Annotated in this window: 17 protein-coding genes and 2 pseudogenes; 10 read left to right on the top strand and 9 right to left on the bottom strand. The window is 73.3% G+C overall.

Going from position 1 to position 17,462, the window contains the following annotated elements; translation table 11 throughout:
* Positions 1 to 47: 47 nt before the first annotated feature.
* From ACZ6B1_RS28730 to ACZ6B1_RS28740, 3 genes are all read left to right on the top strand, one after another.
* Complete coding sequence (locus ACZ6B1_RS28730) at positions 48 to 911, top strand: oxidoreductase (RefSeq protein ID WP_468783060.1); 864 nt, start codon at positions 48 to 50, stop codon at positions 909 to 911.
* 60 nt (positions 912 to 971) lie between these two features.
* Positions 972 to 1,580: a DNA polymerase ligase N-terminal domain-containing protein gene (locus tag ACZ6B1_RS28735; RefSeq protein ID WP_468783062.1), complete on the top strand. Its 609-nt coding sequence runs from the start codon at positions 972 to 974 to the stop codon at positions 1,578 to 1,580.
* A gap of 219 nt (positions 1,581 to 1,799) precedes the next feature.
* Positions 1,800 to 2,234: a cupin domain-containing protein gene (locus ACZ6B1_RS28740; protein WP_468783063.1), complete on the top strand. Its 435-nt coding sequence runs from the start codon at positions 1,800 to 1,802 to the stop codon at positions 2,232 to 2,234.
* On the opposite strand, the gene ACZ6B1_RS28745 is transcribed toward ACZ6B1_RS28740, so the two are convergent.
* From ACZ6B1_RS28745 to ACZ6B1_RS28765, 5 genes and pseudogenes are all read right to left on the bottom strand, one after another.
* On the bottom strand, positions 2,235 to 4,565 hold the full coding sequence (locus ACZ6B1_RS28745) for a SpoIIE family protein phosphatase (RefSeq protein WP_468783064.1): 2,331 nt from the start codon (positions 4,563 to 4,565) through the stop codon (positions 2,235 to 2,237).
* A 54-nt stretch (positions 4,566 to 4,619) separates the two neighbouring features.
* Complete coding sequence (locus tag ACZ6B1_RS28750; RefSeq protein WP_468783066.1) at positions 4,620 to 5,087, bottom strand: peroxiredoxin; 468 nt, start codon at positions 5,085 to 5,087, stop codon at positions 4,620 to 4,622.
* Positions 5,084 to 5,464: a DoxX family protein gene (locus ACZ6B1_RS28755; protein WP_468783068.1), complete on the bottom strand. Its 381-nt coding sequence runs from the start codon at positions 5,462 to 5,464 to the stop codon at positions 5,084 to 5,086. Before ACZ6B1_RS28755 ends, ACZ6B1_RS28750 begins: the two co-directional genes overlap by 4 nt.
* A 112-nt stretch (positions 5,465 to 5,576) precedes the next feature.
* A pseudogene (locus tag ACZ6B1_RS28760) lies at positions 5,577 to 6,229 on the bottom strand (TetR/AcrR family transcriptional regulator).
* 235 nt (positions 6,230 to 6,464) lie between these two features.
* A complete protein-coding gene (locus ACZ6B1_RS28765; protein ID WP_468783070.1) occupies positions 6,465 to 8,018 on the bottom strand; it encodes an alpha/beta hydrolase in 1,554 nt (517 codons plus the stop codon).
* A gap of 197 nt (positions 8,019 to 8,215) precedes the next feature.
* On the opposite strand from ACZ6B1_RS28765, the gene ACZ6B1_RS28770 reads away from it, so the two are divergent.
* The 5 genes and pseudogenes from ACZ6B1_RS28770 to hemC all read left to right on the top strand — a co-directional run bounded on the left by ACZ6B1_RS28770 (position 8,216) and on the right by hemC (position 12,428).
* Positions 8,216 to 9,067 carry an SCO6745 family protein gene (locus ACZ6B1_RS28770; RefSeq protein WP_468783072.1) on the top strand — a complete coding sequence of 284 codons (852 nt, stop codon included), beginning with the start codon at positions 8,216 to 8,218 and terminating at the stop codon, positions 9,065 to 9,067.
* Position 9,068: 1 nt separating this feature from the next.
* Positions 9,069 to 9,437 (top strand): annotated as a pseudogene (locus tag ACZ6B1_RS28775) (MFS transporter); the annotation flags it as partial.
* Between the two features lie 110 nt (positions 9,438 to 9,547).
* Entirely contained in the window at positions 9,548 to 10,525 is a 978-nt protein-coding gene (locus tag ACZ6B1_RS28780; protein WP_468783114.1) for an ATP-dependent DNA ligase, read from the top strand.
* Positions 10,526 to 10,637: 112 nt separating this feature from the next.
* Complete coding sequence (locus ACZ6B1_RS28785; protein WP_468783074.1) at positions 10,638 to 11,408, top strand: NPP1 family protein; 771 nt, start codon at positions 10,638 to 10,640, stop codon at positions 11,406 to 11,408.
* Between the two features lie 84 nt (positions 11,409 to 11,492).
* Positions 11,493 to 12,428 carry a hydroxymethylbilane synthase gene (gene hemC, locus ACZ6B1_RS28790; RefSeq protein ID WP_468783076.1) on the top strand — a complete coding sequence of 312 codons (936 nt, stop codon included), beginning with the start codon at positions 11,493 to 11,495 and terminating at the stop codon, positions 12,426 to 12,428.
* A gap of 6 nt (positions 12,429 to 12,434) precedes the next feature.
* Here hemC and ACZ6B1_RS28795 read toward each other — a convergent pair whose 3' ends face one another.
* The 4 genes from ACZ6B1_RS28795 to ACZ6B1_RS28810 all read right to left on the bottom strand — a co-directional run bounded on the left by ACZ6B1_RS28795 (position 12,435) and on the right by ACZ6B1_RS28810 (position 15,284).
* Entirely contained in the window at positions 12,435 to 12,959 is a 525-nt protein-coding gene (locus tag ACZ6B1_RS28795; RefSeq protein ID WP_468783078.1) for a hypothetical protein, read from the bottom strand.
* Positions 12,960 to 13,184: 225 nt separating this feature from the next.
* Positions 13,185 to 14,030 carry an ABC transporter permease gene (locus tag ACZ6B1_RS28800; protein WP_468783080.1) on the bottom strand — a complete coding sequence of 282 codons (846 nt, stop codon included), beginning with the start codon at positions 14,028 to 14,030 and terminating at the stop codon, positions 13,185 to 13,187.
* Complete coding sequence (locus tag ACZ6B1_RS28805) at positions 13,990 to 14,835, bottom strand: ABC transporter ATP-binding protein (RefSeq protein ID WP_468783082.1); 846 nt, start codon at positions 14,833 to 14,835, stop codon at positions 13,990 to 13,992. The genes ACZ6B1_RS28800 and ACZ6B1_RS28805 overlap by 41 nt, the downstream gene beginning before the upstream one ends.
* Entirely contained in the window at positions 14,832 to 15,284 is a 453-nt protein-coding gene (locus ACZ6B1_RS28810) for a MarR family winged helix-turn-helix transcriptional regulator (protein ID WP_468783084.1), read from the bottom strand. Before ACZ6B1_RS28810 ends, ACZ6B1_RS28805 begins: the two co-directional genes overlap by 4 nt.
* Positions 15,285 to 15,533: 249 nt before the next feature.
* Here ACZ6B1_RS28810 and ACZ6B1_RS28815 point away from each other — a divergent pair, with 249 nt between their 5' ends.
* Positions 15,534 to 16,325 (top strand): RNA polymerase sigma factor SigF, encoded by a 792-nt coding sequence (locus ACZ6B1_RS28815; RefSeq protein WP_468783086.1) that lies wholly within the window; start codon positions 15,534 to 15,536, stop codon positions 16,323 to 16,325.
* 208 nt (positions 16,326 to 16,533) lie between these two features.
* Entirely contained in the window at positions 16,534 to 17,346 is an 813-nt protein-coding gene (locus tag ACZ6B1_RS28820; protein ID WP_468783088.1) for a VOC family protein, read from the top strand.
* Positions 17,347 to 17,462 lie beyond the last annotated feature (116 nt).

Consider the following 17,462-nt stretch of genomic DNA (forward strand, 5'->3'; position numbering starts at 1 on the left):
ACGAGCCGCCGGCCCGGCGGCTCGTCGAACGGCACGAGAGGCACGACATGACCGCACGACTCGGCGGCACCGTCACCCCCGCGGACGGTCTGACCCTGACCCGCATGGGCTACGGCGCCATGCAGCTCGCCGGACCGCACGTCTTCGGCCCGCCGAAGGACCGGGCCCGGGCCGTGGCGGTGCTGCGCGCCGCGGTGGAGGCGGGCATCACCCACATCGACACGGCCGACTTCTACGGCCCCGTCGTCGTCAACGAGCTCATCCGGGAGGCGCTGCACCCGTACCCGGAGGGCCTGCGCATCGTGACCAAGGTCGGTGCCCGGCGCGGGGCGGACGGCGGCTGGATCATGTCCCGGCATCCGGCGGACCTGAAGGCGCAGGTGTACGACAACCTGCGGCACCTGGGCCTGGAGACACTGGACGTGGTCAATCTGCGGCTCGGTGACGTGGACGCCCCGAACGAGGAGCCGGTGGCCGAGATGTTCGGCGCCCTGGCCGAACTGCGGCAGCAGGGCCTGATCCGGCATCTCGGACTGAGCGCCGCGTCCCTGGCACAACTGGAGGAGGCGCGGGGAATCGCGCCCGTGGTCACCGTGCAGAACCTGTACAACCTGGCCGACCGGCGGGACGACGCCCTGGTGGAGCGCACGGCGGCGGAGAACATCGCCTTCGTGCCGTACTTCCCGCTCGGCGGGTTCACCCCGCTGCAGTCCGACACGCTGTCGAAGGTGGCCGCGCGGCTCGGGGCCTCGCCGCAGCAGGTGGCCCTCGCCTGGCTGCTCGGCCGCTCGCCGAACATCGCGCTCATCCCCGGCACCTCCTCCCCGGACCACCTGCGTGAGAACATCGCCGCCGCCGCGTTGGTCCTGCCCGAGGACGCGGTGGCCGAGCTGGACGGCGTGGCGGGCTGAGCCGGCCCGCGCCTGGGTACCCGGGGTGTGAGGCGGACGGACGGAGGGAGGGAGCCGCACGTGGCGACGGAGGACCGGCTGCGGACCTACCGCGGCAGGCGCGACTTCGAACGGACCGGCGAGCCGTCCGGCGCGGCGGCGGCCGCGGACGAGCGGCCGCGGTTCGTGGTGCAGATCCACGACGCCCGCCGGATGCACTTCGACTTCCGGCTCCAGGTGGGCGACGTGCTCAAGTCCTGGTCCGTCCCCAAGGGGCCGTCGACGGACCCCGGGGACAAACGACTGGCCGTGCCCACCGAGGACCATCCGCTGGAGTACGAGGACTTCGAGGGCGTGATCCCGAGGGGCGAGTACGGCGGGGGCACGGTGATCGTGTGGGAGCACGGGACGTACGAGCCGCTCAGCCACGACCGCCGGGGCCGTCCGCTGGACTTCGCCGAGTCGCTGGAGCACGGGCACGCCACGTTCCGGCTGCACGGGGCCAAGCTGCACGGGGAGTGGGCCCTGACCCGGTTCCGCGGCGGCCCGGACGAGGAGGAGTCCTGGCTGCTGGTGCGCAAGGGACCCGCGCGGGCGGAGGGGCACGGCACCCCGGACCCGCGCCGGGCCCGTTCGGTGCGCACCGGGCGCACCCTGGCCCAGGTCGCCGCCGACGCCGGCGAGGAGTGACCGGCCCGGCCCCGCACACGGCTCAGGGCCGCGGGCCGGTGACGCCGTGCGGGGGCCACCGGGCGCCGCATCCGGAACACCCCGTGACGCAACCGGAACACCGGGTGTCACAACCGGACCATCGGGCGCCGTAACCGGATCACCTGGTTCTGCCCCCAACACCCGCCTTGTGCCTCTATGTTCGCGGCGGTAACCGCTCGCGACCCTGGAGGCTCCCGCATGCGCACCGCACTCCGCACCGCCCTCATCGGCGTGGTGACCGCCACCGCGTTCCTCACCTGCGGCACCGCGGGGGCCACCCCGCCGGGCTCCGGGGTCACGGCCCGGACCATCGCGCAGAGGACGGTCGGCGGCACCGACTACACCCTGCGCGAGATCACCATCCCGCCCGGCCAGGGCACCGGCTGGCACTATCACGACGGTCCGCTGTACGCCGTGGTGAAGCAGGGCACCCTCAGCCACTTCGACTCCGGCTGCGCCTCCGACGGCGTGTACCGCGCGGGCGCGACGATCCAGGAGCCGTCCGGTCCGGACCGTGTGCACATAGGCCGCAACCTCGGCGGCACCCCGGTCGTCCTGGAGGTCCTCTACGTGCTCCCGCACGGCGCCCCGTTCTCGAAGGACGCGCCGAATCCGGGGTGCTCCTTCGAGTGATCAGGCGCCGGGCAGCGGCTGCTGCGCCCAGATGGTCTTGCCGCTGCCCGTCTGCCGGCTGCCCCAGCGCTGGGTGAGCTGGGCGACCAGCAGCAGTCCGCGGCCGCCCTCGTCGTAGGCGTGCGCCCGGCGCAGGTGCGGTGAGGTGGAACTGGCGTCGGACACCTCGCAGATGAGCGCGCCGTCGCGGATCAGGCGGAGCTGGACGGGTGGTTCGCCGTAGCGGATGGCGTTGGTGACCAGCTCGCTGACGACGAGTTCGGTGACGAACGCGATCTCCTCCAGGCCCCAGGCGGTCAGCCGCTCGGTGGCCGCCTGCCGGAAGGTGGCCACCGCGGCCGGGTCGGGCGGCACGTCCCAGGTGGCCACCCGGTCGGCGCCCAGGGCGCGGGTGCGGACCAGCAGCAGGGCGATGTCGTCGGTGGGCTGATCGGGCATGACGGCCTTGAGGACGTCGTCGCTGAGGGCGTCGAGGGAGGTGGCGGGTGTGCCGAGGGCGCGGCGCAGTTCCTCGGTGGCGCGGTCGACGTCCCGCTCGCGGTCCTCGACCAGGCCGTCGGTGTAGAGGGCGACGACCGAGCCCTCGGGCAGTTCGACTTCCGTCGCCTCGAAGGGCAGCCCGCCGACGCCGAGGGGCGGCCCGGCACTCATCGGGACGAACTCCGCGGTGCCGCCCGGCAGTACGACGGCAGGGGCCGGGTGGCCGGCCGCGGCCAGGCTGAGCCGGCGGGAGACGGGGTCGTAGACGGCGTAGAGGCAGGTGGCGCCCAGTTCGGCGACGTCCTCGCCGGTGCCGCCGGAGGCCAGGTGGACGACCAGGTCGTCCAGGTGGGTGAGGAGCTCGTCCGGGGGCAGGTCGACGTCGGCCAGGGTCCGCACCGCCGTGCGCAGCCGGCCCATGGTCGCGGAGGACTGGATGCCGTGGCCGACGACGTCCCCCACGACCAGCCCGACCCGGCTGCCGGAGAGCGGGATCACGTCGAACCAGTCGCCGCCGATGCCGGCCAGCGAGCCGCACGGCAGATACCGGTGGGCCACCTCGACCGCGGCCTGCCCCGGCAGACCGCTCGGCAGCAGGCTGTGCTGCAGGGCGTGCGCGGTGTCGCGCTCGCGGGCGAACCGGCGGGCGTTGTCGACGCAGACCGCGGCACGGCTGGCGAGTTCCTCGGCGAAGACGGCGTCGTCGGGGCCGTAGGCGTCCGAGTGGTACTTGCGCACGCACACCGCGGCACCGAGGGTGATGCCCCGGGCGCGCAGCGGCACCGCGATCATCGAGTGGACGCCCTCGCGGTAGGGCCGGCCCTCCGGGGAGCGCGCGTTGCGGTCCGCGAGCCACACGTCGAACGCCGGTTCGCCGGCCTGGGCCAGCACCGCACGGCCCTCGTGGAGGGCGACGGCCGGCGGGGTCGACGGCCGGTACTCCTCCGACTCCCCCGGCTTCAGCGCCGCGCCCCGGTTACCCGCCACGACGGAGCGGTGGGCGACACGCCGCAGCTCGGTGCCGCTCCCGGGGGCCGCCGGCGGCTCGTCCGCGCCTAGGACCCAGTCCAGCAGGTCGACGGTGGCGAAGTCGGCGTACTGCGGGACCAGGAGTTCGATCAGCTCCTCGGCCGTGCGCGCCACGTCCAGGGTGGTGCCGATGCGGGTGGCGGCCTCGTTCAGCAGGGCGAGGCGGCGCCGGGCCCAGTACTGCTCGCTGCTGTCGAAGGCGGCCAGGGCCACCGCGGCGGGCTCCCCGGAGCCGTCGCACAGGGGCCACATCTCGATGCTCCAGGCGTGTGCCCGGTGCAGCGCGGGGGCGTCGGTGAAGCTCTCGTAGCGTACGGGCCGGCCGGTCTCGGCCACCTCGCGCAGATGGCGCACGAAACCCCGGCTGTGCTCGCCCTCCTCCACGGTGTCCGCGTAGAAGCGGCCGACCAGCGCCTCCTCGGGCACCCCCATCAGCCGGCAGGCGACGCCGTTGACGTACAGGTAGCGCTGTTCGAGGTCGAGGACCGACATGGCCATGGAGGCCTGCTGGAAGGCCTCGCCGACCAGCACCGGGCCGGTCGGGTCGGCGGTGATCACGTGTCCGGCCGGTGCGCCGTCGGCGCCGAGCACCGGGCAGACACTCACCGCCACCTCGACCGGATGTCCCTCGCGGTGGCGCAGGGTGAGGACGCCGGTCCCGGCGGCCAGGACGCCGCCGGGCGGTTCCCCGTCGAGGAGCTCGGCCGCCGGCCGGCCGACGACCTCGTCCGCCGCACGGCCCGTGAGCAGCCGCGCGCCCTGGCTCCACCCGGTCACCCTGCCCTGGGCGTCGATGACCACAGCGGCCGCGACTCGCTCCATATGCCCCAGGATGATCCGAATGCTCCGGTCCATCAAGCGCGGCAGCGGGCCGGATCAGTCCCGGGGGGCGCGCAGCACGGCCAGGGCACGGTCGGCGTGGGTGTTCATCCGCAGTTCGCTGCGCACCACCTCCAGGACCGTGCGGTCCTGGCCGATCACGAAGGTGACCCGCTTGGTCGGGGCGAGGGTGAAGCCCCGCCTGACCCCGAACCGGTCCCGCACCGCACCGTCGGCGTCCGACAGCAGCGGCATGCCTAGGGTGTGCCGTCCGGCGAACTCCTGCTGCCGTTCGACGCTGTCGCCGCTGATCCCGACCGGGCGGGCGCCGACGGCGGCGAACTCCGCGGCGAGGTCGCGGAAGTGGCAGGCCTCGGCGGTGCAGCCGGGCGTCAGGGCGGCGGGGTAGAAGAACAGCACGACCGGGCCGTCGGCCAGCAGCTCGGTGAGGCTGCGGACCGTGCCGGTCTCGTCCGGCAGCGCGAAGTCCTCGACCTTGTCGCCCACTTCCGCGCGTCCGGTCATGACCGTCCCTCCCCGTTCCGGGCCACGCCGCGGGCCCACAGCACCAGGGGCACCTGGAGCGGCAGCCGGGCCAGGGCGGCGTTGCGCTGGGGCGCGGGCCGGTGGCGCCAGTCGACGGCCATCTTCACGTTGGCGGGGAACACCCCGACGAAGAAGGCGGCGGCCGCCCTGGCGGCCGCCGGGCGCGTCCGGCGCGCGGCGACACCGGCCGCCAGGGCCAGCTCCACGGCTCCGCTGCCGTACGTCCAGGCGCGGGGCGAACCCGGCAGTGCTCGCGGAACGAGGTGGTCGAACTGGCGGGGTGCGGCGAAATGGGCGACCCCCGCGGCGGCCAGCAGGCCGGCGAGCAGCAGGGGTGAGCGTTCGGACCGGGGCACGGTTCCTCCTCTGGTGACCTGCCGCCGGATATTACTCGACAGTAGTCGCGGCCAGGGCCGCTTCGGGCGGGCGGGGGGAACGCGCTGAGCCGCACCCGGGCGCGGGTGCGGCTCAGCGGACCCGTGTGACCGGGGCGAGCCAGAGGCCGACGATGGCGTCGGCGAGGCCGGTGGCGACCTCGCTCCAGGTGGCGCGGGGGGGGTCGGGGCACCCTCGGCGACGGCGCGTTCCTGTTCGGCGCAGGTGTGCAGGAGCAGGATGCGGACCATCTGGCCGCGTTCGGCGCGGACCTAGGCCGGCAGCTCGGGCAGGGTGCGGTTCAGCCCGTCCACGGCCTGGCGCAGCGCGGGCGAGGTCAGGGACTCCTCGACCATGATTTCGTGCAGCGCCGGGTCGGTCATCACCTGGGCGCAGAACCGGGCGTACCAGGTGGGGCTGCCCAGTTCGGCCAGGTGCTCGGTCACCGGGCGCACCAGGCAGTCGACCCAGTCGCGCACGTCGGTGGAGCCGGCGGCCGCGGACAGGGCCCGCTCCTGCAGCGACTCGATGCGTTCGGCGTGCCGGCGGGCGACCGCGCGGACCAGGTCGGCCTTGGTGCCGAAGTGGTAGCCGACCGCCGCGTTGTTGCCCTGCCCCGCGGCCTCGCTGACCTGGCGGTTGGAGACGGCGTAGACGCCGTGCTCGGCGAACAGCCGTTCCGCCGCGGCCAGGATCGCCTCCCGGGTCGCGTTCACCTGCTCCGCCCGGGCCGTCCTGCGCGCCATGCTCACCACCGCCCCGGGACTGCGCACCGCCCTGGGGCGGCCAGTCCCGCGCACCGCCCCAGGCCCTCGACCGGGGCGGCGAGGTCCAGCCAGGGAAGCCTACGGGGCGCAACGACGTCACCCGGCTCCTGCCTCTGCTCGACGCCGTCCCGCTCGGGCGGTGTGGTGGTGCACGCCCGCGGCCCCTGCGAGCGAACCGGTGTGCTGACGGCCGCCCGGCGGATCCGGACGGGCCTCAGGACATGCTGCCCCGGCACACCGTCCCCAGGGCCGGGGTGCGGCCCGTGCGGAGGTAGTGGTCGACGGTCTCGGTGACGCATCGGTTCTGCGGGTATGTGCCGTGGCCCTCCTCCTCGGCCGTCAGGAGGACGCCGACACCGTCGCCCAGGGCGCGGGCCATGTGGCGGGCGCCCGGGTAGGGGGTGGTCGGGTCGCCGGTGCCGCCGACCACCAGGACGGGGGCCGCGCCGTCGGCGTTCACCTGGAGCGTGGCGCGCTCGCCGTCGAACGGCCAGTCGTAGCAGAGGTAGACGCCGGTGGACCATGCCGCGCCGAAGACGGGTGAGGCGGCTTTGACGCGGGCCTTGTCCCGGTCGAGGCGTTCGAAGCCGGGGCGCAGGCTGGAGTCCGCGCAGGTGATCGCGGTCAGGGCGACGCGGCTGTTGTCGCGCGGGGCCGCCGCGCGGTCGGCGGAGCCGATGTCGTCCGCGCCCTTGCTCAGCGGGCGGCCGTCGTTGTGGTCGATCAGCGTGGTGAGGGCCCTGGCGAGCGGCGCCCAGCCGTCCGTGCCGCGGTCGAGATGGTCGGCGATGGCGTACGCGAGGTCGTCTGCGTCGAGTTTCCTCCCGCCGCCGGCCGGGGCGGGCTGCTTCTTGAGGCGGTCGGCCAGGCGCGCGATGCGTCGCGCGGCCTCCTCGGGCCCGTCGCCGGTCGGGCAGTGGCGGATACGGGCCGCGCAGTGCGCGGCGAACCGGTCGAACGCCCCCTGGACCGCCTTGACCTGCGACACCTGCTGCTCGTCGAGGTCCTCGGTCGGATCGACGGACGCTTCGAGGACGAGCCGTCCGACGTGCGACGGGTACAGGTGGGCGTAGACCGCGCCGAGCGCCGTTCCGTACGAGACGCCGAAGTAGTGCAGCCGCTGGTCGCCGAGCAGGTAGCGCATCAGGTCCAGGTCGCGCGCGGTGTGCGAGGTGCCGATGTACCGAAGGAGCGCCCCGGAGTGCTCGGCGCAGGCGTCGGCCCCGGCGTAGCCGGTGTCGTCCGCGGTCTTCCCGCAGCGCACAGGGATGGTCGCGCCAACGCCGCGCGGGTCGAAGGAGACCAGGTCGTAGCGGTCGAGGAGCGGGCCGTACTGGTTGAGACGTTCGGGCAGTCCGCTCACGCCGGACACCCCAGGGCCGCCGAAGTTGAGGACGAGCGAGCCGATGCGCCGGGCGTTCGGGCCGGTGGCCTTGCGGCGGATCAAGGCCACGTCGATCGTCCTGCCGTCCGGTTTCCGGTAGTCGAGGGGGGCCTTCATGACTGCGCAGTCGTAGCCCGTGCGCGCGGTGGACGGCGAGGTGCAGCGGGACCAGTGGAGGTGCTGGCCGGTGGTGAGCGCGGTGGGCAGACCGGCGGGCGGGTTGTTCGCGGTGAACTCCGTACGCGGCTCCGCACTCCGGCCGGAAGCGTCGTGCTGGAGCCAGGCGCCCACGGCCCCGATCACGGCGAGGACCACCCCGGCGATGATGCGCGCACCGACCGAGAGGCCCGGTCCCCGGCTTCGTATCGGATGTGCGTCACTCATTGAAATCCCCGCGCTCCCGCCCCTGGACACCCGCCCCGTGCCCGCATGCCCGTACCCGTGATCGTCCGATCGTGAATGAGTGCAGGGTACAAGCCGCCTCCGACGGCTCGGCTCGCGAAAGTGCCCAGAAAGTGTCGCCGATGAGTTTCGGTGTGCCGGACGGTCCAAGTCGGCACATCTGACAAAGGGAGAACCCGATGGGCAAGACGCGCGTGCATCCGAGGACTCACATCGCCCGTCGCATGTTCGAGCTCCTGGAGCCGATCTGCCTGGTCACCTTCTTCGCCGACGAGTGCAACGAGGAATTGGCCGCACTCGGCCACCGCACCTACTGGGACGGCTACTTCGCCAGCCGCGCCGCACCACTGGGACGGGTGTCGGCCCAGGTCGTGCACGCAGCCTTCTACAACTTCGCCGACGGGGAAGCCGCACGGCACATCCCGCGCGCCTGGGAGACGATCCCGCCCGAGGCCTCCGTCGCCGCGCGGGAGCGGGGCAGCGCGGCCTCCCTGAGGCGCATCCTCGGCGACGAGCTGGCCGACTCCCCGGGCCTGGTGCGCGCCGCAGACCTCACCACCAAGGCGGCGACGAACGCCCCCACCGAAGGCCGGGTGATGTACGCCGGCATGCGCACCCTCGAGGTTCCCAGCGACCCCGTCGCCCGGCTGTGGCATTCCGCGACCATGCTGCGCGAGCACCGCGGCGACGGTCACATCGCCGCTCTCGTCGGCGCGCGCATCGGGGGCACGGAGGCCCACGTGCTCTCCGCTCTGGAACAGGGCATCCACCCCCCAGAGTCGTTCGGGCGCATCCACCACCTGCCGAAAGAGCGCCTGGCCGCGGTCATGGACGGCATGCGCGACCGCGGACTCATCGACACCGCGGGCCACTTCACCGACGCCGGCCGCGCGACCAAACAACGCATCGAAACCCTCACCGACGAACTCGCCACCCCGCCCTATGACGCCCTCTCCTCCGCCGAACTCGACGAACTGATCACCGAGCTCGCACCCGTCACCGCGACCCTGGTGGCCACAGGCTCGCAGTGACACGCGGGTCTGGCACCTGGTCCTGGTGTCCTGCGTCATCGGCGCCGGTGTCGGGTTCGCCTACGGCGCCATGCCCGCGCTGATCATGGGCGCCGTGCCGCCGTCGGAGACGGCCGCCGCCAACAGCCTCAACACCCTGATGCGGTCCATCGGCACCTCGGTGGCCAGCGCGGGCGCCGGCGTGGTCCTCGCCCACATGACGACCAGCCTGGGCGGCCACGCGCTGCCGTCCGAGAACGGCTTCAAGGTCGTCCTGGCGCTCGGCGCGGGCTCCGCCGTCCTCGCCTTCCTGCTCGCCTCCTTCCTGCCCCGCCACCGCCCGGCGGACCCGGTGGCGGCCCCGGCGACCGCTGGTGAGCCGTCGGCCGAGCCGGGTGGGCTGAGGACGGCCGGACCGGCCCCGGGACCCGTTCAGGGGAACCGGGGCCGAAAGGCGCGTGAGGGCGGCGGGAGCGGTCGACACCTTCAGCCGTGAACGCCCTGACCCTGCCGCTCGTCGCGCCCATGCTCGCCACCCCCGGCCCGCTGCCCCCCGCCGCCCAGGACGAGCGGTGGGCGTACGAGACCAAGCAGGACGGCCAGCGGGTGATGGTCTATCTGCCCGGCGACGGCAGTGTCCTGCTGCGCGCCCGCTCCGGTGAGGACATCACCGGCGCCTACCCCGAACTCCGGCCGCTCGGCACCGCCCTGGGCGCGACCCCCGCCGTCCTGGACGGCGAGGTGCTGGCCCTGGACGAACTGGGCCGCTCCGACTTCCAGTTGCTGCAGAGCCGGATGGGTCTCGCGCACTCGCCCGCCCGGGCGGCCCGTCGCGCCGCCCAGGTGCCGGTCCACCTGGTGCTGTTCGACGTCCCGTACCTGGAACGGCCCCTGCTCCGGCTCCCCTACACGCGGCGGCGGGCGCGGCTGACGGAGCTGGGCCTGACCGGACCGCACTGGTCGACGCCGGCCGCGGTGACCGGACACGGCGCCCAGGCCCTGCGGGCGACCCGGGAGCACGGCCTCGAGGGCCTGGTGTGCAAGCGGCTCGACTCGGTGTACGAGCCAGGAGTGCGCTCCCGCTCCTGGATCAAGATCCGGAACATGCGCAGCGAGGACGTGATCGTCGGCGGCTGGCTGCCCGGCAAGGGGAGGCTGACCGGGCTGCCCGGCGCCGTATTGGTCGGCCAGCGCGCCGGTGGCCGGCTGCGCTACGTCGGCGGGGTGGGCACCGGCTGGAGCGAGGCGGAACGGACGGAACTGGCCCGGCTGCTGCGGGCCGCGGCGAGCAGCCGGTGCCCCTTCGACCCCGTACCGCGCGTCACGGGTGCCCACTGGGTGCTGCCCCGGCTGGTCGGCGAGGTCAGCTACAGCACCCGCACCCGGGCCGGGATGCTGCGCCAGCCCTCGTGGCAGCGGCTGCGGCCCGACCTGGCCGCCGAGGATTCGGCGGCGGACCTGCCGGAGGACTTCGGTTAGGCGCGGCTGTTCCACGGCCCTTCACTTCTGTGACGCCTGTGACCCCTTGGCAGCGGGGCGCGCGGCCGGGATGCTGAACTGCCTTGCCTTCCATCGCAGTTGGAGGTCCCCCATGCCCTCGCCGCGTATCCGTCCCCGTAGCTGGCTCGCCGCGCTGGCCGGTGCCGCCGCTCTCGTCGTGGCCTTTCCCTCCGCCGCCTTCGCCGCGCCGCCCGGCGCGCTGCCCCGCAACGCCGAGTCCGCCGAGCTGGCGTACCAGCCGGCCTTCGACTACGACACCGACGGCTGCTACCCGACGCCCGCCATCGGGCCGGACGGCACGGTCAACGGCGGTCTGAACCCGACGGGCGCGCTGAACGGCAACTGCCACGACGCCTCCGACCTGGACAACACCAACAGCTACTCGCGCTACAAGTGCAACAACGGCTGGTGCGGCTACCTCTACGGCCTGTACTTCGAGAAGGACCAGGCGCTGGCCGGCAGCAGCATCGGCGGCCACCGGCACGACTGGGAGCACGTGGTGGTGTGGGTGCAGGACGGGCAGGTGCGGTACGTGTCGACCTCCAACCACGGCTCGTTCACCGTGCACCCGGTCTCCGAGGTCCGCTTCGACGGCGGCCACCCGAAGGTCGTCTACCACAAGGACGGCATCGGCACGCACTGCTTCCGGCTGGCCAACGCCAATGACGAGCCGCCGGAGAACCACGAGCACACCTGGCAGTACCCGCCGCTGGTCGGCTGGAACGGCTATCCGGCGGGGCTGCGCGACAAACTGAGCGCCTATGACTTCGGCAGCGCCAACTTCGGCCTGAAGGACGCGAGTTTCGCCTCCCACCTGGCCTCGGCGAAGCCCTCGGGCATTCCCTTCGACCCGAACGCCTGACGCCTCACCCGCCCCCGCCACCGACTTGCGACAGTCGAGGGGGAGCGTGAGAGCGGGCGCCCGTGAGGGTCTATGGTGTCCACCATGTCCGTGCCCGAGTTGATCCGTATCGTCTCCCGCGACTCGCCGATGGCCCTCGCCCAGGTGGAGCGCGTGCGCGCCGAGCTCGGCGCACTGCATCCGGGGGTGCGCACCGAGGTCGTCCCCGTGAAGACCACCGGGGACAAGTGGCTCGGCGATCTGTCCCAGGTCGAGGGCAAGGGCGCGTTCACCAAGGAGGTGGACGCGGCCCTGCTGGCCGGGGAGGCGGACCTCGCGGTGCACTGCGTCAAGGACGTGCCCGCGGACCGGCCGCTGCCCGCCGGCACGGTGTTCGCCGCGTTCCTGAAGCGGGACGACGTGCGGGACGCGCTGGTCCACCCGGGCGGACTCACCCTGGACGAGCTGCCGGCGGGCACCCGGATCGGCACCTCCGCGGTGCGCCGGGTGGCCCAGCTCGCCGCCTCGCACCCGCACCTGGAGTGCGTGCCGTTCCGCGGCAACGCCAACCGGCGGCTGGCCAAGCTGGCCGACGGCGAGGCGGACGCGCTGCTGCTCGCGGTGTCCGGTCTGGAGCGGATCGGCCGCGAGGACGTGATCAGCGAGGTGCTGTCAACGGAGACGATGATGCCGCCGATCGGCGCGGGCATCCTCGCCCTGCAGTGCCGGGAGGGCGACGCCGAGCTGATCGACGCGGTCAGCGGTCTCGGCCATCCGGACACGCACCGGGAGGCCATTGCCGAGCGGATGTTCCTGCATGTGCTGCAGGGCCACTGCAACAGCCCGATCGCCGGCTACGCGCGCGTGGACCGCGGCGGCGAACTCTCCTTGCGGGCCTGTGTGTTCACCCCGGACGGCAAGACCCGGCTGAACGCCCACGAGTGGGCGGGCCGGCTGGACGCGGCCACGCTCGGCACCTCGGTCGCGGTGTCGCTGCTGCGGCAGGGGGCGCGGGAGATCATCGACGGCATCCCGCACTGACCCGGCTCAGGCGCCGCCCGGCTCCGTCTGCTCCTTGAGGAAGGCGCTCACCTGGTGGGCCAGGCTGCACTGCGCGCCGGCCGCCGGGGCGGCGGGCGCGGTGGCCTCCAGCACACCGACGCCGCCCGCCCACATCCGGCGGTCGGTCCACTCCTCGTCCACCCGGAGCTGCACCTGGACGTCCACGTGTGTCAGGGAGGCCTCGGGAGCGGCCGCATAGAGCACGGCGGTGGCCCGGCGCAGCGGGTAGACGTCGAAGCCCTCGATGAACTGGGAGTTGCGCCAGTCGATGAAGGCGCCCTCCCCGTCCGGGCCGACCCGGACGTCGAGCTGGCCGTCCTCGAGATGGATGCCGTAGTGCCGCGAGCCGCGGTTCTCGATCGTCACCCGGACACTGAAGTACGTCAGACCCGCGGCGGCGTCGTCGCGTCCGCGCGGCGGCTCGGCCGCTTCCAGGCGGTGGACGCGGATCCGCAGACCGGCATGCTCGTCGTACTCCTGCCAGTCCCCGACCACGTTCGGCTCGTACACAATGCCCCTCTCCACCTTTCGAGAGCTGCTGTCTATCTGTGCGCCGAGCGCACTGTCAAATGAGCAGAATGCGCTGTGGCCAGCGGGTTCGCCCGCTTTGATCGGTGATCAAGCGCTGCCCAGGAGAAATCCCTCCGGCGGACTCCCGGCGGGGGTCCGGTGCGTGCCGCACATCACGTCCGCGGCTGACCGGCGGGCCGGGGCACCGGCTGGTCCCCGGCCGGGTCAGCGGGCCAGCCGGCCGAGCAGTGAGGAGGCCGCGGTGACGCCGAGCGCGGCGGCCACGGCGAGGACGCCGAAGTCGGCGGCGAGGTGGTCGGGCGTGCCGAGCAGCAGACCGCGCAGCGCGTCGACCTGGTAGCTGAGCGGGTTGACCTTGCTGACGGCCTGGAGCCAGCCCGGCATCAGGGAGACCGGGTACAGGGCGTTGGAGCCGAAGAACAGCGGCATGGTGATCGCCTGCCCGATGCCCATCAGCCGGTCGCGGCTGAGGACGACGCCCGCGATGGTCATCGAGAGGCAGGAGAAGAAGACGGAGGCGAGGACCACGGTGCCGGCCACGCCGAGCAGCTTCAGCGGGTTCCAGGTGAGCGCGACACCGAGGACGGCCGCGATGACTATGACGACGACGGCCTGGACGAGCGACTTCACCCCGGCCGCGAACGCCTTGCCGGTGATCAGCGCCGACCGCGGGGTCGGGGTGACGAGCAGCTTGTTGAGGATGCCCGCGTCCCGCTCCCAGATGATCTGGATGCCGTAGAAGATTGCGATGAACATCGCCGACTGGGCGATGATGCCCGGCGCCAGGTAGTCGATGTAGGGGATGCCGCCGGTCGGGATCGCCCGGATCCGGGTGAAGGTCTGGCCGAAGATCAGCAGCCACAGCGCCGGCTGGACCGCGCGGGTGTACAGCTCGGTGCGATCGTGCCGCAGCTTCTGCAGCTCCACGGCGCACATCGCGCCGACCCGGGCGGGCAGCAGCAGCCGGCCCGGGCGCGGCCGGGGCGGGGTCAGCAGCGGGTCCGTGCCGTCAGCCGACGCGGCGCGCGGTACGGCGGGTGCTTCGGACATCGCGGAATCCTCCTCCGGAGTGGTCGCCGAGGCCACTGCCGGCGACGTCCCGGAAGACGTCCTCCAGCGTGGGCAGGGTGTCCGTGCCCTCGCGTTCGGCGAGGCCCCGGCGCAGCTCGGCCGGGGTGCCCAGGGCGCGGACGCGGCCGCGGTGCATCAAGCCGACCCGGTCGCAGTACTGGTCGGCCTCGTCCATGTAGTGGGTGGTGACCAGGACGGTCATACCGGTGGCGGCGCGAACGGCGTTGATGTGCTCCCAGACATCGGTACGGGCGATCGGGTCCAGGCCGATGGTGGGCTCGTCCAGGATCAGCAGCCGGGGTGCGCTGACCAGGGCCTGGGCCAGTTCGAGACGGCGGACCATGCCGCCGGAGTAGGTGCCGGCGAGCCGGTCGGCGGCGTCGGCGAGGCCGACGGCTGCCAGCGCCCGGCCGACGCGTTCGGCGCGCTCGCGGCGCGGCACGTCGAAGACCCGGGCGAACAGGGCGACGTTCTCCCGTCCGGTGAGCCCGCTGTCCGCGGAGAGCTGCTGCGGGACGTAGCCGAGCAGGCGGCGTACCGCCATGCGCTCGCGGGCGGCGTCACGCCCGAACACCCGGACCGTACCGGCCGGGACCGGCAGCAGCGTGGTGACGCAGCGGATGGCGGTGGTCTTACCGGCGCCGTTGGGGCCGAGCAGCCCGAACACCTCGCCCGGGTGGACGGTCAGGTCCAGTCCGTCGACGGCCCGGTTGTCGCCGAAGGCGTAGCCGAGACCGGTGCAGGTGACCGCCTCGGCGGGCGCGGCGGGGGTGTCGGTCGTCATGTCTCCTCGGCCTCCTCGTGCAGGGTGGCGGCGAGCGCGCGCAGCGCCGGGAGCGCCGCACGCAGGGCCTCGCGGTCGGCCTCGCCGAGCCGGGCCACGTGCCGTTCGACCAGCTCGGCCCGGCGGTGCCGCCAGTCCCGCAGCCGCCGCAGGGCGGCGTCGGTGAGCAGCAGGCGGGCGGCCCGCCGGTCGACCGGGTCGGTCTCGCGGATCAGCTGGCCGTCGCGTACGAGATGGTTGACCAGGGTGGACACGGAGTTGCCCGCCAGATGCAGGGCCCTCGCGGCGTCCGAGACACCGATGCCGGGCCGGGCCTCGACCAGCCGCAGCAACTCCACCTCGGCGCCCCGCAGGCGGGGGCCGGTCAGGCCGTCGCGCAGCCGGCGCCGGATCAGCCGCTGGATCCGTACGAGCGTGTCGGCCAGCTCTTCGGAGAGTTCCGCATCCACCTTGGGAAGATTACCTCTGTTGCAGAGGTAAATGGGCCAAGGGGCGGTCAAGGACGGACCAGGACATGACCTGAATGGACCGTTTTGTTTTGATATGATCCCCGAAGAGAATACGTATCGAGTGCTTCGGACAGCAGGCACGTCCGTGGGAGCCGGCTCGGGCAGGGCGCCCCGGTGTTCCTTCCGGCCTCCGAGCGCCCCCTCCCACGGTGTTCTGTCGATCAGCACCTGCCGAGAGAGGTGCACACGATGCCTGTCACTGGCAGCACAAAGCCTCATCCCCACGACGACGCCCCCGACACCGGCAGGTCCTTCGAACGGCTCGCGAGCCTGCCCGAAGGCGCCGAACGGCGGACGCTCCGGGACGAGCTGGTCCGGCTCTGGCTTCCCATGGCCGAGCGGATCGCCGTACGGTTCCGCGGCCGCGGGGAATCCCTCGAGGACCTCTACCAGGTGGCCGCGCTCGGCCTCGTCAAGGCCGTGGACCACTACGACCCGGCCCGCGGCCGGGCCTTCGAGGCGTACGCAGTGCCCACCATCACCGGCGAGATCAAGCGCCATTTCCGCGACCACATGTGGACCCTGCACGTGCCGCGCCGGGTGCAGGATCTGCGCAACCGGGTGCGCGGCGCCCTCAAGGAGCTGGCCCAGACCACACCCGGCCGGGCGCCCACGGTCGCCGAGATCGCCGCGCACACGCGGCTGAGCGAGGACGAGGTGCGCACCGGCATGGAGGCGCTGGAGTGCTTCTCCGCGCTGTCCCTGGACGCCGAGGTGGCCGGCACGGAGGGTTACGTGCTCGGGGACTCCCTGGGCTCCCCGGACCCCGGCTTCGATCTGGTCATCGACCGGGCCGCGGTCGCACCGTGTCTGGCGGCGCTGCCCGAGCGCGAGCGCACCATCCTCTACCTGCGGTTCTTCGACGGGATGACGCAGAGCCGGATCGCCGAGCAACTGGGCATCTCGCAGATGCATGTCTCCCGGCTGCTGAGCGGCTGCTTCGACCGGCTGCGCGAGGAACTGCTCGCGGAGGCGGGCTGAGTCCCAGTCCCCCGCCGCTCCCGGCACCCGAGTGGGCCCGCAGCCGGCGGCCCCGGATCACGATCAGCTCCGCCTCGTCATGCCTCCTTCGCGTCACCCGCCTGGACGATCGGCTCCGGGGTACTCGACGAGCACGTCAGGCCCTTCCGGTTGGACACTGGTGCGTGAGCGGTGGCCGCCGGGCCCCGAGACTCAGGACGCGACAGCCATGAACGATGACAAGCCTGCCGGTGGTGGGACGAGGACGCGCGAGCCCGTCTCGACGCACTCCGTCTTCGGCGCCCCGTGCTGGGTGAGCCTGACCAGCCGAGATCTGGAGGCGACCCAGGAGTTCTACTCGGCCCTGCTGGGCTGGCGGTGGCGTGGCGCCAAGCTCGGCGAGCACTTCCGCATCGCCCTGGCGAACGGGGTGCCGGTGGCCGGGATCGCCGCGGTCGCCTCGATGTGGCAGATGGCGGTGGCCTGGACCCCCTACTTCGCGGTGCCGGACGCCGACGTGGCCGTATCCCGGGCCCGGGAGCGCGGCGGTACGACGGCGGTCGGGCCGCTGTCGTTCCCGCCGGGACGGGCGGCGCTGCTCGCCGACCGGGACGGGGCCACCTTCGGCATCTGGCAGGGCGAACTGGTCGGCAACTGGGAGGCCTGGCGCCGGGCGGCCCCGACCTTCATACGGCTGCACACCCGCAACGCCTTCGACTCGGCGATCTTCTACGGCGAGATCCTCGGCTGGGCGACCGGCAAACCAGGCTGCTGCGAGGTCCAGTACGAGGGCGGCGAGGTGGTGCTGCGCAGCAGGGGCGACGTGGTGGCGCGCATCGACTCGGGCGCGGTCGAGGCGGCCCCGGACCCGTCCGTTCGGCCGCACTGGCAGATCCACTTCGCGGTGGACGACGTGACGGCCTGCGCGCGCACCGCCGAGAAGCACGGCGGCAGCGTGCTGAGCGAGGACGAGCAGGAAGCGATCCTGCGCGACCCGGACGGCGCCCAGTTCACGGTCACCTCCCGCAGCAGCCGGCGCTGACCGGTCCGCCCGGCGTGGGTGGGGGGGTCCACCGGGTGGGGGGGGGCCCCCAAGCCGACCGGGGGAAACCCCAGAGGAGTCAAGGGTGCCGACCGCCAAACAGGTGTCCCCGGCCC

This window comes from Streptomyces sp. NPDC041129, from assembly GCF_055592265.1.

Excerpts from the sequence above, each read along its gene's own strand:
- ACZ6B1_RS28730 (WP_468783060.1), top strand. The coding sequence starts at position 48 with ATGACCGCACGACTCGGCGGCACCGTCACCCCCGCGGACGGTCTGACC.
- ACZ6B1_RS28740 (WP_468783063.1), top strand. The coding sequence starts at position 1,800 with ATGCGCACCGCACTCCGCACCGCCCTCATCGGCGTGGTGACCGCCACC.
- ACZ6B1_RS28745 (WP_468783064.1), bottom strand. The coding sequence starts at position 4,565 with ATGGAGCGAGTCGCGGCCGCTGTGGTCATCGACGCCCAGGGCAGGGTG.
- ACZ6B1_RS28750 (WP_468783066.1), bottom strand. The coding sequence starts at position 5,087 with ATGACCGGACGCGCGGAAGTGGGCGACAAGGTCGAGGACTTCGCGCTG.
- ACZ6B1_RS28765 (WP_468783070.1), bottom strand. The coding sequence starts at position 8,018 with ATGAGTGACGCACATCCGATACGAAGCCGGGGACCGGGCCTCTCGGTC.
- ACZ6B1_RS28770 (WP_468783072.1), top strand. The coding sequence starts at position 8,216 with ATGGGCAAGACGCGCGTGCATCCGAGGACTCACATCGCCCGTCGCATG.
- ACZ6B1_RS28785 (WP_468783074.1), top strand. The coding sequence starts at position 10,638 with ATGCCCTCGCCGCGTATCCGTCCCCGTAGCTGGCTCGCCGCGCTGGCC.
- hemC (WP_468783076.1), top strand. The coding sequence starts at position 11,493 with ATGTCCGTGCCCGAGTTGATCCGTATCGTCTCCCGCGACTCGCCGATG.
- ACZ6B1_RS28800 (WP_468783080.1), bottom strand. The coding sequence starts at position 14,030 with ATGTCCGAAGCACCCGCCGTACCGCGCGCCGCGTCGGCTGACGGCACG.
- ACZ6B1_RS28805 (WP_468783082.1), bottom strand. The coding sequence starts at position 14,835 with ATGACGACCGACACCCCCGCCGCGCCCGCCGAGGCGGTCACCTGCACC.
- ACZ6B1_RS28815 (WP_468783086.1), top strand. The coding sequence starts at position 15,534 with ATGCCTGTCACTGGCAGCACAAAGCCTCATCCCCACGACGACGCCCCC.
- ACZ6B1_RS28820 (WP_468783088.1), top strand. The coding sequence starts at position 16,534 with ATGAACGATGACAAGCCTGCCGGTGGTGGGACGAGGACGCGCGAGCCC.